We start from the raw sequence: 17,463 nt of genomic DNA, 5'->3' as shown, positions 1-17,463 counted from the left end.
TCACTTAATTATCTCTTTTTTCTGTTACTTGCAGCGCTGACAAGGGGACACCTGCGGCATCCATACAATGCCATGCGACATTGGCAGTAGCTTCTAGTGTCGCCAATTGCTTAGCATTGCTTGCAAGTTCACTGATTAATGCTGGTTTGGCTAAATACGGGCGTAATAGTTCAACAATACTGTGTTGATTGAACTGCCCCTGTGGCATTAATAATGCCGCATTGCCATCAACTAAAAATTTTGCATTCGCAGTTTGATGATCGTCAACCGCATGCGGAAACGGCACAAACACGGCCATTTTTCCTGCAGCAGCAATCTCACTTACGGTTAACGCCCCCGCGCGGCAAATTACAATATCTGCCCAGCTATAAGCGGTATCCATATCATCAATAAACTCAGCCACCTTAGCTTGTTCAGCACTAAAACCTTGCTGCTGATATGCCTGTGTTACTGAGCCTAAATGACCTTTACCGGTTTGATGCCATGTATTGATCTGAAACTCTTCGCTGAGCTGTTTAAATGCTGCTGGCAAAGTTTGGTTTAGCACCTGCGCACCTAACGAGCCACCAACGACCAACACGTTAACCGGACTTGATACTTCCCGCATTGCCACATTTGCTACGCTGGCTCGTACCGGATTACCAACCACGTCACTGTATCCAGAGGCAAATGCTTGCGGAAATGCAGCCAACACTTTATTGGCAAACTTGGCTAGGTACTTATTACTCATACCGGCAACCGCATTTTGCTCATGGATCACCAGTGGTATACCTAAGCTTTTTGCGGCAATGCCAGTCGGCCCAGTAACATAGCCGCCCATTGCTAACACAACATCAGGTTGTTGTTTTTTCAATACTTTGCGTGCTTGTAATATGGCATTAATCACCATAAAAGGGGCTTTTACTAAACGTGCAAGGCCATTGCCACGTACACCTTTAACATTAATAAAATCAATCTCAATATTATGCTTTGGTACAACCTGCGCTTCCATTCGATCAGCAGTGCCAATCCAACTCACTTGCCAACCTTGTTGCCTTAAGTGATCAGCCACAGCTATGCCGGGAAAAATATGCCCGCCAGTACCACCAGCAACAACGACTAATTTTTTATTCATCGCTTGCCTCCACCGGATGTTGCTTGTTTAGTGGCCATTTTGGTTTCAAAATCCACGCGTAATAAAATACCTGCCGCAATAGTCATGATAAGTAAACTTGAGCCACCATAAGATACAAACGGCAAGGTTAAACCTTTGGTTGGCAAAATACCGGCACTCGCCCCCACATTAACCATGGTTTGAAATGCAAACCAAATACCTATTGCGAATGCAAAGTAACCTTCATATTCTTTGCCACATTTAAGTGCTTGCTGACCAATTAACAGTGCTCTAAACACCAAAGTACCAAACACCATTAAAATACTGACGATACCGATAAAACCTAACTCTTCGCCAATCACCGCAAAAATAAAGTCATTATGGGCTTCAGGTAAATATTGCAATTTTTGCACACTATTACCTAAACCTTGGCCAAACCAACCACCTTGGCTATATGCCATCAGCGATTGTACTAACTGGTAGCCTTTACCAAATGGGTCATCCCATGGTTCTAGAAAACCGACCACCCGCGCCATCCGATATGGCTCAACAATAATGAGCAATACGACTAAGCCTACGCCTGTTAATATCAAGGCAAAAAACTGCCATAACTTAGCCCCAGCTAAGAACAATAAGCCTACGGTAGTTACAAACATCACCACCACAGTGCCTAAATCGGGCTGTAATAAAATCAACAATGCGTAAACTGCAAACACTGCGATTGGCTTAGCAAAGCCTTTAATATTTTCTTGAACTTCCTCGCGTTTACGCACTAAGTAACCGGCGATATAACTGAAAAAGAATAATTTAGCCGCTTCAGCAACCTGAAAGCCCACCGGACCTACTGGGATCCAACGTTTTGCGCCATTCACTTCACGCCCAACGATTAACACCACTATCAGTAGCGCCATGCCAAACAGTAATAAGTAAGGATTCGAGCGTTTCCACCAGGTCATTGGTACACAGCAGGTGATCCAAAACAGCACAAAGCCCATCGCCAAAAACATGCTGTGGCGAATAATAATATGATAGGGATTGTTAAATAAGCGATCAGCGGTCGGCATCGACGCACTCGTCACCATCACAAACCCCAAGCCAATTAGCATGATCACACAATATAACAGTGGCACATCGTATAACTGCGCCGAAGGCTTAGGAGTCAGGGTGTCACGAATATTAGCTAAAGCAATCATACTGCCTCCGCTAATACGCATTGACTAAAGTGCTCACCACGTTGCATATAATTGTTATACATATCGATACTGGCACATGCAGGTGCAAGCAACACAATATCGCCCGCAGTGGCAAGTTGCTTGGCAAGCATCACCGCTTGCTGCATATTTTCTGTTAAGTGGCCTTTGTCAGTCAACGCAACCAGTGCTTTGGCATCTTTACCAAAACAAATAAGCGCTTTAACTTGCTGTTGTAAATACGGCTTTAAGCTATCGAGATCGGCGCCTTTGGCATCGCCTCCGGCAATCACTACTAGTTGCTTGGCCTGATCGGCTAAACTTTCTATCGCCGCAATGGTGGCCCCGACATTCGTAGCTTTAGAGTCATTAAAATATTTAACCCCCGCTTGCTCGGCAACAAACTGACAACGATGCGCCAAGCCAGTAAATTGGCTAAAAGCTTGTGCAAACTGACTAGCACTGATATCAAATGGGCTCAATAATGCCATAACCGCTAACGCATTTAGCTGATTATGACGACCAACTACGGCCAAGCTACTAACAGGCAATAGAGCTTTGCCTTGATAACTAAAGTAACTGTCACCTTGATACGTCATTAAACAATAATCCGCATTTTCTAAGCCAAAGCTTAATTGCGGCATTGTTTGTGTATACGTTGCTGGGTCAGTCTTATTTACTACAGCCAGCGCGGCATTAGCATAAATCGTTTGTTTTGAATCAATATAGGCTTGGTAGCTTGGGTAACGGTCTAAATGATCTTCCGACACATTAAGTACCGTAGCGCTAACCGGCTTTAAGCTGTGCATCGTATCGAGCTGAAAACTCGATAGCTCTAATACGTAAACATCAAAATCATCAGCTAATAAATCCAGTGCGGCAGTACCAATATTTCCGCCAAGTCCGACCTTATAACCAGCCATTTTCAATACTTCATAAGCCAACGTAACGACAGTCGATTTACCGTTAGAGCCTGTTACAGCCACCACCGGCTTGTCTGTTAAACGGGCAAATAACTCAATATCACCAATCACTTCAACACCCGCTTGCATTGCTTGTGCAACTGCTGGAAGTGTTAAACTTAAACCAGGGCTGATGATGATCATATCGGCGCTTTCAAGCTGTGCAGTTGCTAAATCACCAAACTGCGTCGTTAAATTTGGCGCATGTTGTTGCAACCAATCACAACCGGGCGGTGATTGGCGACTATCAACTACATTAGGCGTTAAACCTTGAGATAATAAAAAACGCACAATGCCCAGACCGGTTACACCGAGTCCGAGCACTGTAATATGTTTGTTTTTCATCTCGTTTAAATACGTCATTTACCTGATCTTTAATGTTACTAGGCCAGCTAACACTAGCACGATAGAAATTATCCAAAAACGCACGATAACTCGTGGCTCAGGCCAGCCTTTTAACTCGTAATGATGGTGGATTGGTGCCATTCTAAAAATCCGTTGGCCACGTAATTTATAAGAGCCAACTTGCAAGATAACCGACAGTGCTTCCATCACAAATACACCGCCCATAATGATTAAAATTAACTCTTGGCGAACTAATACAGCAATAATACCCAATGCTCCACCAAGCGCTAATGAACCAACATCACCCATAAATACTTGTGCTGGGTAAGTGTTAAACCATAAAAAGCCTAATCCGGCACCAACAATGGCGGTACATACTACAACCAACTCACTGGCCAATGGTAAATGTGGAATATGCAAGTAAGCAGAGAAATTCACGTTACCAGTTAAGTAAGCAATAATAGCCAGTGCTGCTGCCACTAAAATAGTCGGTACAATGGCCAAACCATCCAAGCCATCGGTCAGATTCACAGCATTTGACGTCCCCACCACGACAAAGTAAGTCATAACTATGTAAAACAAACCTAGCTGCGGTAATACATCTTTAAAAAACGGCACTACTAATGATGTTTCGTTGGCATGATTAGCAGTAAAAAATAATGCGCAGGCAACCACTAAGGCAATCACTGACTGCCAAAAATACTTCCATTTCGCAATCAACCCTTTTGGATCTTTGCGGATCACTTTACGGTAATCATCAACAAAGCCCACAATTCCCAATGAGCCGATCACAAACAAGGTAGCCCATACATATTTATTCGCTAAATCAGCCCACAGCAAAGTACTGGTAAAAATAGACGCTAAAATTAACAAGCCTCCCATGGTTGGGGTGCCTTTTTTCGATAAATGCGACTCCGGGCCATCGTTACGAACCACTTGACCAATTTGCATTCTTTGCAATGCTCGGATCAACTTAGGGCCAAAATATAAAGAAATTAATAGTGCCGTTAAAATACCAAATACAGCGCGAACGGTTAAATACGAGAACACATTAAATGCACTGTAATATTGTGTTAAATACTCGGCCAGCCAAACTAACATTGAGATACTCCATTGCGGCCAGTTTGCTGGCTGTTAACTAAATCTTGTACTAATAATTCCATGCGAGAACTGCGCGATCCCTTCACGACTATGGTGGTTTTTTGTGCTGAGTCAGTTAACTGTGCTTGTAATTGTTGCAACAGTTCCTCGCGGCTTGAAAAATGCCGCTGTGGTTTAGCAAATTCATCACTGGCGTATTGACTCAGTACACCTAAGCTATACAACTCATCAATACCTTGTTGTTTGGCATAGGCGCCAACTTGTTGGTGATAAAGCGCGGCTTCTTCACCAAGTTCTCCCATATCACCTAACGCTAAAATACGCTGACCTTGGAGGTCGCGTAATAAATCAATTGCAGCCTTAACCGATTGCACATTGGCATTATAAGTGTCATCAATCACGGTTAGTGTTTCATTGACTTGAATAATGTTTACTCGGCCTTTTACTTCAGCCATGGTTGCGAGTGCCGTTGCCACAGCCTCAAGACTAACGCCAAATTCACAGGTTAATGCAGCTGCTATAAGGGCGTTTGTAACATTGTGACGACCTGGCAATGCAAGCTTAACGGGTACTCGATGCTGCTTGGTACAAATATAAAAAGACGCCTGAGCTTGCTCATCGAGGCTGACTTCTTCTGCCCAAATATCTAGTTTTTCAGTGCTTGAAAAACGTTTTACATTGCGCCCTTGTAACTTAGTAAGCCAACCATCACTAAATTCGCTGTCACAGTTAACTAGCGCAATGCCATGCTCTTTCAAACCATCGTAAATTTCACTTTTAGCCGTTGCCACACCCGCAAGAGAGCCAAAACCCTCAATATGCGCAGCTGCCACATTACAAACAACGGCAACATCTGGCTTAGTCATCGCCGTGGTATAGGCAATTTCACCAATATGGTTAGCGCCAAGCTCAATCACCGCATATTTGTGCTGCGGTTCTAGGCGTAACAAGGTTAATGGCACGCCAATGTCATTATTAAAATTACCTTTAGTCGACAGTACTTCACCGTGAGGAGCTAAAATAGCTGCGCACATTTCTTTTACTGTGGTTTTACCGACACTGCCTGTAATTGCGATAGTTTTTGGTGCCACACTGGCCATTACCGCAGCACCAATTTCGCCTAGCGCAATACGCGTATCCGTAACTAAAAACTGTGGAATATCAACGGCAACTTTTTGACTAACAATAGCGGCTATTGCGCCTTTGTCTTTCGCTTGTTGTAAAAACTGATGGCCATCAAAATTAGGGCCTTGTAGCGCTAAAAATACTTCTCCTTCGCATACGGTGCGAGTATCTGTATTAATATTTTTTACTGTTTGATTATCACCTTGATAATCAGTTGCTAGCACATTTGCTAGCCAATCAAAATCCATTGGGATCATAACTGCGATCCTCTTATTTGTTGTTCTTGTGGGTCTAGCTTTTGCTTTTGTTGTAAGTGCTGCTGGACAAATTTACGATCGCAAAAATCTATCCGTTGCGTACCAATTATTTGATAATCTTCATGGCCTTTACCTGCAATAAGCACTACGTCATTGGCATTTGCGTTATCTATTGCAAAGGCAATAGCATGAGCACGGTCAGCTTCTAAGTGCGCACGGTCAGGCTGGCTTAAACCAGCAGCAACATCTTTAATGATCTGCCATGGATCTTCGCTACGCGGGTTATCACTGGTAATAATTACTTTATCAGCATTTTGCTCAGCCGCTTGGGCCATCATTGGTCGCTTGCCTTTATCACGGTCTCCACCGCAACCAAATACACAACTTACGCCACCGGGCACATGTTGTTGCAATGCTTGCAATGCTAAAGCTAACGCATCTGGCGTGTGAGCATAATCAACAATACAGGTTGGTTGGTTTGGCGCGCTAAATGCTTGCATGCGTCCAGCAACTGGTTGCAAGCTTGCACAACCCGCTGCCAGTTGATCTAATGGGTAACCTAAACCAAGTAAAGTTGCGATTGCAGCCGCTAAATTATATAAATTAAATTCGCCAAACAGCGGACAGGTAATAGCAATATCACCCCAACTTGTCGTCAACTGTGCCGATATACCGGTTTTATGGTAAGAAACATCAGTGAAGTATACAAACTTAGCACCTTTTGGCTGCAAGTTTTTATGGCCATAACACACTAAGTTATTAAAATCGTATTGTTCTAACCATTGCTCTACTTGGTTATCATCTTGATTTAGTACCACCAGCTGCGCGTCAAAATCTCGCATTAGCATTAACTTTGCATCGGCATAACTGGCCATATCACCGTGGTAATCTAAATGATCACGCGATAAATTGGTAAACACAGCAGCTTTAAAGTGCGTTTTCGCAACACGCTGCTGTACCAAACCATGTGATGACACTTCCATCGCCACCAGTTTGTTATTGTCAGTGGCAAGTTGCGCTAATATTCTTTGTAAATCAACACAAGACGGTGTGGTATTAATTAACTCAGTTAAACTTTCTGGTTGCCCATACCCAAGCGTACCGATAATCGCTGATTGGGTGTCGCAAAACTTAGCTAAATGAGCAATCATCGCAGTGGTAGTTGATTTACCATTGGTGCCAGTAACACCCACCACATCTAATTGTTTACTTGGTTGCTGATAAAAATGACTCGCTAATGCGGGCAATTTCTTATTCAAATCGGAAATTAAATAAAGCGGTTCAAAATCACATTCAAACTCACATAAACGATCAGCAATTACTGCAACTGCACCATTTGCAATCGCTTTATCAATAAATTGTCCGCCATCTAATTGATGACCTTTAATTGCTACAAAGACATCCCCAGGGGTGACATCTCGACTATCCAAACGCAAGTGCTTTACTAGTAAGCTTGTTGCTGCTACTTCTATTTGTTGTAAAATTATTTTTAAATCACGCATCATCATCTATGCCCTTCACGTAGGCAACCGAGCCTTTGTCTGGTGCCACGTTTAAAATTCTTAACGCATTGGAGATTATTTCTGCAAACACTGGTCCTGCAGTTGCACCGCCATAATAAACATCTCCACCGGGCTCATTGATCATTACAACAACAGCTAAACGTGGATTACTCGCAGGTGCTATACCAGTAAAGTAACCAACATACTCATCACCATAACCACCTGCAGCGGCTTTTTTAGAGGTACCCGTTTTACCCGCAGCACGATAACCATCAACTTTTATGCGGCTCGCTGTTCCACCTTCTTCAAAAACGCTTTCCATCATATGCACAACCGCTTCAACATCTTTTTGTTGAAAAATACGCTCGCCTTCAGGGATTGAATCTTGCTTGAGGATGGTCAACGGTCTATTGATCCCGCCGGCACCTAACATGGCATAAAAACGCGCCATTTGTGCGGTGCTTACAGCAACGTTATAACCAAAAGAAAGTGCTGCAATTTCATGGTCAGACCAACGTCGATTCGGATAAAACAAGCCACTACTTTCACCAACCATGCCGGTGCCTGTATCAGAACCAAAGCCAACTTTTTGGAACAAGCCAACAAAGTAATCCTTCGGTACATCTTGCGTTATTTTTGTCACACCCATGTTACTGGAGTACTTTAAAATCTCACGTAAGGTCATTTCACCATGGTTACGCGAGTCTGTAACTAACGTACCACCGATGCGCATCCAGCCTGGGTAAGTATCAATTTTATCATCCGGTTGGATTGAGCCGTAGTCTAACCCAGCTAATATGGCTAGAGGCTTAACGGTTGAACCTGGTTCGAACAAATCCGTGATCGCTCGGTTACGGCGTTTATGCGGCGCTGCATCATTTAAATTATTTGGATTAAAAGACGGGCTGTTAACCATCGCTAACACTTCACCAGTTCTCACATCGACCACCATCGCAGAGCCAGACGTTGCTTTGTAGGTCAGCACGGCTGATTTAACCGCTTTATAGGCTATCGCTTGAATACGCTGATCAATACTAAGCTGGATGTTTTCGGGTTCAATCCGTTCACGTTCATCAAGCACTTCAACTTCACGCCCCTGTGCATCTTTACGAATTGTGCGACGACCTTCAACGCCAGTTAATGCGTTTTCGTAAAGCTTCTCTATGCCTTCGATACCTTTACCATCAATATTGGTAAAACCAAGCACATGTGCGGTGACTTCTCCGGCAGGGTAATAGCGTTTTGATTCATCTAATAAATGAATACCAGGCAGACGTAAATCGCCAATATAATTGGCAACGGCAGGGGTTACTTGGCGTTTTAGATAAACAAAGCGGCGACTGGCATCATCCCGCAAGCGACCATTAATTTTTTTCGGTTCAATACGCAGTACATCGGCAAGCTCACGCCAACGTAAATCATTTTTGTAGTACAGCGCAATACGTTGTTCAAGTAGCGCGGTATTTTCTGCAAGGGCATTCTCATCTTCGCCATTTTTGCGCGCCTGTTTGAGCACTTTAGCACGCAGTGATTTATGTAATGCTTTAGGATCCGCATATACACTTACAACGGGCACACTAACAGCAAGTTCTTTGCCATTACGGTCAAAAATCATCCCGCGTTGCACATGCAACTTTTCCACGCGCACGGTACGTTTATTACTTTCTGAACGAGCTTTATCAGGCTCGATAACTTGCAAATAAGCAGCACGAGATACTAAAGTCACAAAAACCAGCAGCACCACAGAGCACACCAGCATAAAACGCCATGTGATCAAACTATTTACTGGTTTTTTTCCTCTACTTCTCATGGCAGTACTATCACCTGTTCGTCTTGGCTTGTGGACCGTTTCATTTGCAGTTGCTCAATAGCAATTTCTTCAATGCGCGCATGTTGCGAATAAAACTCTTCTTCAACTAATAGATAACGCCATTCTAAATCGAGTTCATCTCGCTGTTGTAACAGCTGATCTTGTTCAATCAGCTCTTGGCGAGCAAAGTGAGTGACCTGCACCACACTCAAACTAGATGCGAATATCACAACCAGTAAGGCCGAGGTTAACTTGTTTGCTCCTAGGCCTTTGATTATTTCTAAAAATAAATTGGGTTGTCGATGATTCGCTTTTGGCTTCATCCCAATCTCTGTGCCACCCTAAGTACTGAACTGCGTGAACGTGGGTTACGGTCAACTTCAGCTTGGCTTGGCTTAATAGCTTTACCCACTGCTTTTAACGTCAGATTTTGATTTATTTGTGCATCAGTTAAAGGCAGACCTCTGGGTAACGCCGCTCCCTTACTCTGTTTTTTAATAAACTGTTTAACAATACGGTCTTCTAGTGAATGAAACGAAATCACCACTAATCGGCCACCGGGCTTTAATACACCCAACGCAGCTTGTAATGCCGTTTGAATCTCTTCCAATTCGCTGTTGATATAAATACGAATAGCTTGGAAAGTACGCGTCGCAGGGTGTTTGAACTTATCCTTTACTGGCACTGCTTCGTCAACTAAATCAGCAAGTTGCTTAGTTGTTGTAATCGGCGTATGAGCGCGCACTTCAAGTACTTTATGTGCAATACGACGACCAAACTTTTCTTCACCATAAGTTTTGATCACATGAACAATGTCTTCCAGCTCAGCTTCGGCTAACCACTGCGCAGCACTGCGGCCGCTAGTAGGATCCATACGCATATCAAGCGGGCCATCTTTCATAAAACTAAAACCACGTTCAGCATCGTCTAGTTGTGGTGATGACACACCGATATCTAATAAAATACCATCTACTTTTCCTAATAGATCGTTTTGCTCTGCTACTTCGTATAGGTTAGAAAAGCGAGTATGGGCAATGGCAAAACGGCTATCGTCGGCAAACTTTTCGGCAGACTTGATCGCTTGTGGATCTTGATCAATGGCCTGTAATCGGCCATGTTCACCAAGGCGCGCCAAGATTTGTCCAGAATGTCCGCCACGGCCAAATGTACCATCCATATAAATACCGTCTGGCTTAATTGCTAGACCTTCGATGGTTTCGTCCATTAGTACGGAAATATGTTCAAATTGCGCTGTCATTAGCTATTGTTTGCCTTTTTATTGTGTGATCAGAGCGAAAAATTATCTAAGTCTGGGGTTGATTCAAACTCACCGAGTCGTTCAATTTCGGTATCTTGGCGCATTTGTTCATGCCAACGTTCTTCATCCCAGATCTCAAATTTATTCATCAAACCGACCAACATGATTTTTTTGCCTAAATCAGCATGAGACCGTAACGACGGTGCCAGCAATATTCGGCCATTTTTATCTAATTGGTATTCTGTTGCATTACCTAACAACATCCGTTGCATGCGTCGAGCGCGTGGATTCATATTGGAAATTTTAGCTAAGCGATCTTCTATATCCTGCCATTGCGCCAGTGGATACAACCACAAGCAAGGCTCGTTCAGTGCGACAGTACAGATCACCGTCCCCTGATCTTCAGACAACAGCGAGTCTCGGTACTTAGTCGGTACCGCAAATCGTCCTTTGTCATCCAAACTCAGTGAACTCGCACCACGGAACATAAAAAGCCTACTTTAAAAGTTTGTAATTAATCTGTTTTGATTAATTTGATCCAATTTGATCCACTAAATACCACTTTTTACCACAGTGCTCCAGTTTAGGGCTTGACAAGCTATTTTGTCAAGTCAGCAGAAACCTATAATGGTGTGTTAAAGCCAGAAAAAATAAGGCCTAGCGCGAAGCTACTGAATTACGTGGGAAAAAGTGGATAACATCAAAAAAAATATTTTATTCTGAGATAAAACAAAATAAATAGACTTAAATGATTAATGAATAATCAATGAACAGTTACAAAATATTAGTAGCGAATTGCTGCTTAATAGATCTTGTAAAATTTACGCGATCTTTTTGCAATAGTTACTTTAAACGCTGTTATTTCAAACAAAGCGATTCACAAGATAAAAAACAAACCATTGATTTTTAAGAATTTAAATAAGATCGTAGAAGTGGTACGAAGGCTGCAACAAGTATTACACAATCTAGTTTTATATTTAAGGAACGATTACTATGACTACTTCAACATCAAGTTCAAATTCAGCTGCAAAAACCAGTAAAAAAGTTGATGATATTGCTGCTCACACTGAATCACCATTAACAGACAAAGCAACCTCAGCGGCTCATCTTGCTGTTGATTCGCTGTCTTCAAAGGCTGCAACAGCAGAACAAAGTATTCGTCATGGTGCTTCAAGTTCAGCTGAAACACTCACTGAAAAGCAAAAAATTGCGCGTGAAAAACTGTCTGAATACAGTGGTAAAACTCGTCAATTAGCCTCTGAAAACCCGCTTGCTACAGCTGGTCTTGCGTTTGCTGCTGGTATGCTAGTGACAGCACTATTTCGCCGTAGCAAGTAAGCAATTATGCAACCACATACCGATCCTAAAGATAAACAGCATCAAGCCGCTGATCCTGCACCGCAAAGTGCTGATCAGTGGCAAGATCATCTTGCTAAATTATCTCAATATGGTGAGCAACTTTATCAAGACTATCGCCAACAGGCTGGTATTTGCAAAGAATTAGCGAGTGCCGAGTGGCGACTATCAACTCGCTCTTTGGCATTGACTATTATTTTGCTGGTAAGTTTTGCCGGTGGTTTAGTATTGTTGTGGGCCGGTTTGCTGATCACACTTGGCTTTGCGGTTTTTGCCTTTAGTCAATCAATATGGCTCAGTGCTGTATGTCTAATTGGCTTACAATTGCTTTGTTTAATGTGGCTGTGGAAAAACATTGGTTATATCAGCAGCAAAATTGGCTTTGATAAAACTGCGCACAGCATTAAACAATTACTCAATATAAATAGGGGTGAATAATGCTAATTGATTATTTTATTAAGAAACCAAATCATAAAGTTCGTCACTTAAGTCAAAAAATGAATAGCATCAATGCGTTAAAACAGCAACATCATCAAGCTTTCAACTACCGACTTAAACGCTTTGCAGTATCGAATGTCGGTATTGCCAGTGCCTTTACGGCAGGTGCAGGCTATCAAGCGCTAAATGGTCATAGCCAAAATTCAGCCAATAAAATAAAGCTAAGTCAATTTAGCTGGTTGTTACGTTTGCTATAAATCCTCATAGATACTGAGCTTTGCTCAGCACAATCTTACTCTTCAGAGCTATTACTTTGGTCTTTATTAGATAAACCGCAATTAACCTTATATTATATATGGTTATTTTCAACTTAATTGGCTACAATTTTATGCCAAAGCCCAGTATGAAGAGTATTGTTATTTTTTCCTCATCGTTACAACATCGACTTTATCGGTTATTTATATTACTGAGTTTACCCGGCATTTTGGTGATCTTATTTAGCCTTTGGCATGCCAAAGAAACCGCACGCCAAGAAAGTCGGCTGCAGGCATTAACGGTTGCCGAACAGCTTGTTGAGCAGCAGACTGAGCTACTCAAAAAAATTAAGACATTTACCACTCAACTTGCTGACTTAAAAGATTTTGCCGCGCCACTACAAACCGGCTGCCCTTATTACTTAGCTAAAATACAAAAACTTCAACCTGAAATTGCAAATATTGGTATCGTCAACATGCAAGGCGACGCGGTGTGTTTATCGCAAGGACGCAAAGAAAATATTAATATTGCCGATCGTGAATACTTTAAAAATGCTGTGGCAACTAAAAGCTTTGCCATTGGCTATTTTCAAAAAGATCGCAGTATCAATTCCCTCAGTTTCAATTTTGCTTATCCACTTATTGATCAGCAGCAACAAGTATATGGGGCAGTAGTAACGGTTGTCACATTAGATTGGTGGAGCCAGATACTTGCCAACTCTCACTTACCCGAAGATGCCATTGCTGTTATAACCGACAACAACGGTCGCATTATTGCAAATTACCCTAACGATCCATCGCTGTTTGGCGAAAATATTAACGCCTATGGATTTAGCTCTGAACTACCAATGCTCAATAGCACAATTGAATTGCAAGGTATTAATCACATTTTACACAGTAAAACCATGTATACCGATGAAACTAAAAATAGCCTAAATGTCTATGTTGTCATGCCATTTAATAACGCAATTCAAGCTGCCAACCAACTATTTTTTATCACATTAGCTGCATTTACATTGATGATTATTGGCCTGTCTATATTTGCTCATAACCAATTAAAGCGCAACGTATTAACGCCCATAGCACAACTCACTCTGACGATTAAAGAGCTTGCGCAAGGGTTATTACCAAAACAGTTTTCTTTAAATAGCCCAGAGCTGAATACTCTCTATCAACATTTTAAAGCGATGGCGCAAACACGTCTGACGGCAGAAGCGAGTGTCAAACGCCAACATGACGAATTAAGTAGTTTATTAAACGCTTTGCCTGATACCTACATTCGGATCAATGTTCACGGTGATGTACTGAACTTAGGTGGGCAAATTTCACAGTTAAATTTACCTGTGTATACACGTTCAAAGTTACACCTTCGCGAGCTACTTGGTGAAGAAAAAAGTAAACAGTTACTTCAGCATTTGCCCTGCAAAAATAAAACTAGCCAATTTGAATTAACAATCAATAACAGCGAAGTTGAGCAAGTATTTGAAGCGCGGATCAGTGCCAAGCATAATAGCAACGAGTACACTATTGTATTGCAAGATATCAGCCAGCGAAAGAACGCTGAAAAAGCATCTCATCTGGCCTCATTGGTCTACTCAAATAGCAGTGAAGGAATGGCAATTACCGATCCAAACGGCATTATCTTAGATGTTAACCCGGCTTTTTGTGAAGTAACTCAATACAGTAAAAATGAAATCCTGGGCAATACCACCGCTATCTTAGCTTCAGGCAAGCACAGCAAAGCGTTTTATCAAGAAATGTGGCTGCAATTACAAGAGACTGGCCGTTGGCAAGGTGAAATAATTAACCGTCGTAAAGATGGCGAGTTATTCACAGAGTGGCTTACTATCGATACTGTATACAATGAACATTCTGAAGCGCAGCGCAGAGTCGCGATTTTTACCGATATTACCGCTAAAAAAGCAGCCGAAGATCTGATATGGCATCAAACTCACTTTGATCATTTAACCAATCTACCTAATCGAATTGAGCTTAAAGAGCGCTTAAATCAGCGCCTCAACAACGCCTTAAATCCTAATGAGCCACTGGTGATCATGCTACTTGATCTTGATCATTTCAAAGACATAAATGACACCTTAGGCCATTTTTATGGTGACGAATTACTAAAGTTGATCGCAATTCGTTTGCAACAAGAAATTGTTGATATTGAGTTTATTGCACGTATTGGTGGCGACGAATTTGTCATTGTGCATGCCAAGCTAGTCACTGAAGAACACATTAAAAAAGTAGCCAACGATATCCTCAATGCCATGACAAAAGCATTTATACTCGAAGGCGAAGAACTACACATAGCAACCAGCATCGGAATCGCTATTGCACCAATCGATGGCGATAGCTCAGAGCTGTTATTAAAAGCCGCCGACCAAGCCATGTATAAAGCTAAACAAAGTGGTCGTAACTGTTTTGAGTTTTTCAATCACAACTTACGCGAGCAAGCACAAGCGCGTATGGATTTACTCAAAAATATGCGCTATGGCATTGAACAAAAACAATTTGATCTTTATTACCAAGCAATCGTTAACCTAGATTCTGGGCACATTCATAAAGCAGAAGCACTATTGCGCTGGCGCCACCCGACACGCGGCGTAATTAGTCCCGCTGAATTTATACCTTTAGCCGAAGAGTCTAGATATATCAACCCATTAGGACAATTTGTATTTACTCGCGCATTACAAACGCTAACAGTTTTACGAGCCCAGGTTGATGCCAACTTTCAACTTAGTATTAATGTCTCGCCAGTGCAATTTAGTTGCCTTGATAGCGGTATTGATCAGTGGCCAGCCTTGCTAGAAGCCGCCAATTTACCACCGAGTGCAATTGTTAGCGAGATCACCGAAGGGTTAATGATCGCACCAGAGCAACTCACCCAACAACGCCTGAAAGCGCTGGTAAAATCGGGTATGGAACTCGCTTTAGATGACTTTGGCACCGGTTATTCATCGCTTGCCTACTTGCAACAAATGGACGCAGATTATTTAAAAATTGATAAATGTTTTGTTGATAACATTCAAGCCGACAATCAAGATCTCGCGTTATGCAAAGCAATTATCACTATGGCACATCAATTTGGTTTAAAAGTGATTGCCGAAGGCATTGAAACACCACAGCAGCAGCAATTATTACTTGGTATAGGGTGTGATTATGGCCAAGGCTATTTGTTTGCAAAGCCATTACCCGAGCAGGAATTTTTAGCACTGGTAAGCAACCAATCCACAACAGCTACCTAAATATTGCTGATCCAGCACACACTATGCTATGCACTGAAAATTTAGCTAGCTATTGTTTAATAAATAACGAACTGATACGTTACCAAACAGATTTTATTAAATTAACTGTTAGCCGTGATTTCAAAATTACCTCGTTGGGTAGAATATGGATCGTTTTTACTTGCGCTTGTTGCTGGGCTTGTTAATTCGATAGGGTTACTAGGGTTCAAACATCAATCAATTTCCCATCTATCAGGCACTGCAACACTCCTTGGCACAAGCCTTGTTACCTCCCCCGTTACTGATGTATTACACCTAGCTCTTATCCTACTGAGTTTTTTGGCTGGTGCGGCGATCTCCGGCGCTTTTTTGCAAAGTGGTGCATTAAAACTCGGCCATAACTACAGCAGCTTGCTGTTATTTGAAGCCATGCTGTTAGCAAGCTCAGTGTATTTTTTATCGAATGACTCTGTAAACGGGCACTATTTAGCATCCGCAGCCTGCGGCTTACAAAACGCGTTAGCCACCACTTACAGCGGCGCAGTTATTCGCACCACCCATGTTACCGGTATTTTTACTGATCTAGGGCTAATGCTTGGCGCTAAATTAAGAGGCGAACCCTTTGATAAACGCAAAGCACTGTTGTTTTTACTGATCATCTCAGGATTCATTTGCGGTGGCACATTAGGTGCTTATGCATTCCAGTTTTATAAATTTAATGCACTCTTTATCCCCGCCACCATCTGCCTAGTATTAGCCGTTAGCTACTCAGTGTTTAAAGCGATTAATAGTAAAAAGACGTAAGTCATACGCAAAAAAATCAACCAAAGTTAATATGTATTAACACTACTAGATAGGAAGTAGCTTAAACAACTAAACTGATTATTTACTCGTAGTACCTTAAAATGTAAATTGATCTACAACAATAAATATTGTTCTCTATTTCAACAAGTAGAGATGGGTATCAAGGATGATGAATGCTGCACTGTAAATTTAATGAAGACGATTCAATTTGTTCTACAATCGACTACGAAGAAAATCCAGATAAATATAGAGGTTTAATTTACTGTATAGATTGTGGCGAAAAAGCTTGGTTTACAAAAGGCTATGAAACTCAAAAGATAAGTCGTATGGCTTGTTTTGGTGCAAAGCACAAAGAAGGTTGTAACGCTTCTACTGTTGAGTTTGTCTCTGATGATCCTGACAATGATGAAGATGAAAAAAATCAAAACTCAGGCATACGTGTTGATTTAGATAAAGTAACCTCTCAATCTATTTATGTTTCAAATGACAATAATAAACATGGTGATGAAGAATCTGATTGGAAAGGAAAATCTAAAAGAAAAATTATTGGTAACTCTGATGGTTTCCCTTTAAGTAAATCTTTACGTCAATTATTAACTAACTTATGTAGAAATAGCCCCCTGTGTCAGGATAGTTGTCGCCTCTAACTTTTAATAGAGGCAGATAAAAATGAGACGTCGATTTACACAAGAATTTAAAGTTCAAGCGGTTGAAAAAGCATTATCTCAATGTGATGATGTT

Annotated in this window: 16 protein-coding genes; 6 read left to right on the top strand and 10 right to left on the bottom strand. The window is 41.8% G+C overall.

The window, feature by feature from the left end; genetic code table 11:
* Positions 1-4: 4 nt before the first annotated feature.
* Genes murG through mraZ form a run of 10 tightly spaced genes read right to left on the bottom strand, consistent with a single transcriptional unit; the run spans position 5 to position 11,131 of the window.
* Positions 5-1,114, bottom strand: a complete 1,110-nt coding sequence (gene murG / locus H5154_RS08825; protein WP_182718051.1) for an undecaprenyldiphospho-muramoylpentapeptide beta-N-acetylglucosaminyltransferase — start codon at positions 1,112-1,114, stop codon at positions 5-7.
* Positions 1,111-2,286, bottom strand: a complete 1,176-nt coding sequence (gene ftsW / locus H5154_RS08820; protein ID WP_182718050.1) for a cell division protein FtsW — start codon at positions 2,284-2,286, stop codon at positions 1,111-1,113. Before ftsW ends, murG begins: the two co-directional genes overlap by 4 nt.
* Positions 2,283-3,608 carry a UDP-N-acetylmuramoyl-L-alanine--D-glutamate ligase gene (gene murD, locus H5154_RS08815; RefSeq protein ID WP_182718049.1) on the bottom strand — a complete coding sequence of 442 codons (1,326 nt, stop codon included), beginning with the start codon at positions 3,606-3,608 and terminating at the stop codon, positions 2,283-2,285. Before murD ends, ftsW begins: the two co-directional genes overlap by 4 nt.
* Entirely contained in the window at positions 3,609-4,691 is a 1,083-nt protein-coding gene (gene mraY / locus H5154_RS08810; protein WP_145236872.1) for a phospho-N-acetylmuramoyl-pentapeptide-transferase, read from the bottom strand.
* On the bottom strand, positions 4,685-6,073 hold the full coding sequence (gene murF / locus H5154_RS08805) for a UDP-N-acetylmuramoyl-tripeptide--D-alanyl-D-alanine ligase (protein ID WP_182718048.1): 1,389 nt from the start codon (positions 6,071-6,073) through the stop codon (positions 4,685-4,687). Before murF ends, mraY begins: the two co-directional genes overlap by 7 nt.
* Positions 6,070-7,575, bottom strand: coding sequence for a UDP-N-acetylmuramoyl-L-alanyl-D-glutamate--2,6-diaminopimelate ligase (gene murE / locus H5154_RS08800; RefSeq protein ID WP_182718105.1), 1,506 nt, complete (start codon positions 7,573-7,575; stop codon positions 6,070-6,072). The genes murF and murE overlap by 4 nt, the downstream gene beginning before the upstream one ends.
* The gene (locus tag H5154_RS08795; protein WP_149980613.1) at positions 7,568-9,385 is read right to left on the bottom strand and encodes a penicillin-binding transpeptidase domain-containing protein; all 1,818 of its coding nucleotides are present in this window, start codon (positions 9,383-9,385) and stop codon (positions 7,568-7,570) included. Before H5154_RS08795 ends, murE begins: the two co-directional genes overlap by 8 nt.
* Complete coding sequence (ftsL, locus tag H5154_RS08790) at positions 9,382-9,708, bottom strand: cell division protein FtsL (protein WP_145236863.1); 327 nt, start codon at positions 9,706-9,708, stop codon at positions 9,382-9,384. The genes H5154_RS08795 and ftsL overlap by 4 nt, the downstream gene beginning before the upstream one ends.
* The gene (rsmH, locus tag H5154_RS08785) at positions 9,705-10,643 is read right to left on the bottom strand and encodes a 16S rRNA (cytosine(1402)-N(4))-methyltransferase RsmH (RefSeq protein ID WP_145236860.1); all 939 of its coding nucleotides are present in this window, start codon (positions 10,641-10,643) and stop codon (positions 9,705-9,707) included. Before rsmH ends, ftsL begins: the two co-directional genes overlap by 4 nt.
* Before the next feature lie 29 nt (positions 10,644-10,672).
* Positions 10,673-11,131 carry a division/cell wall cluster transcriptional repressor MraZ gene (mraZ, locus tag H5154_RS08780; RefSeq protein ID WP_145236856.1) on the bottom strand — a complete coding sequence of 153 codons (459 nt, stop codon included), beginning with the start codon at positions 11,129-11,131 and terminating at the stop codon, positions 10,673-10,675.
* 505 nt (positions 11,132-11,636) lie between these two features.
* Here mraZ and H5154_RS08775 point away from each other — a divergent pair.
* From H5154_RS08775 to H5154_RS08750, 6 genes are all read left to right on the top strand, one after another.
* Entirely contained in the window at positions 11,637-11,981 is a 345-nt protein-coding gene (locus H5154_RS08775) for a DUF883 domain-containing protein (protein ID WP_182718047.1), read from the top strand.
* Between the two features lie 6 nt (positions 11,982-11,987).
* Complete coding sequence (locus tag H5154_RS08770) at positions 11,988-12,437, top strand: hypothetical protein (RefSeq protein ID WP_145236851.1); 450 nt, start codon at positions 11,988-11,990, stop codon at positions 12,435-12,437.
* On the top strand, positions 12,437-12,694 hold the full coding sequence (locus tag H5154_RS08765; protein WP_182718046.1) for a hypothetical protein: 258 nt from the start codon (positions 12,437-12,439) through the stop codon (positions 12,692-12,694). The genes H5154_RS08770 and H5154_RS08765 overlap by 1 nt, the downstream gene beginning before the upstream one ends.
* A 131-nt stretch (positions 12,695-12,825) precedes the next feature.
* Complete coding sequence (locus H5154_RS08760) at positions 12,826-15,939, top strand: EAL domain-containing protein (RefSeq protein WP_259398480.1); 3,114 nt, start codon at positions 12,826-12,828, stop codon at positions 15,937-15,939.
* Positions 15,940-16,053: 114 nt separating this feature from the next.
* Complete coding sequence (locus H5154_RS08755) at positions 16,054-16,722, top strand: YoaK family protein (protein ID WP_182718045.1); 669 nt, start codon at positions 16,054-16,056, stop codon at positions 16,720-16,722.
* 173 nt (positions 16,723-16,895) lie between these two features.
* Positions 16,896-17,369 carry a hypothetical protein gene (locus tag H5154_RS08750; RefSeq protein ID WP_182718044.1) on the top strand — a complete coding sequence of 158 codons (474 nt, stop codon included), beginning with the start codon at positions 16,896-16,898 and terminating at the stop codon, positions 17,367-17,369.
* Positions 17,370-17,463 lie beyond the last annotated feature (94 nt).

Origin of the sequence: Pseudoalteromonas sp. SR44-5, from assembly GCF_014163675.1 — a bacterium.
Lineage (GTDB): Bacteria > Pseudomonadota > Gammaproteobacteria > Enterobacterales > Alteromonadaceae > Pseudoalteromonas > Pseudoalteromonas rhizosphaerae.
This window is presented reverse-complemented; position numbering and strand designations above follow the sequence as displayed.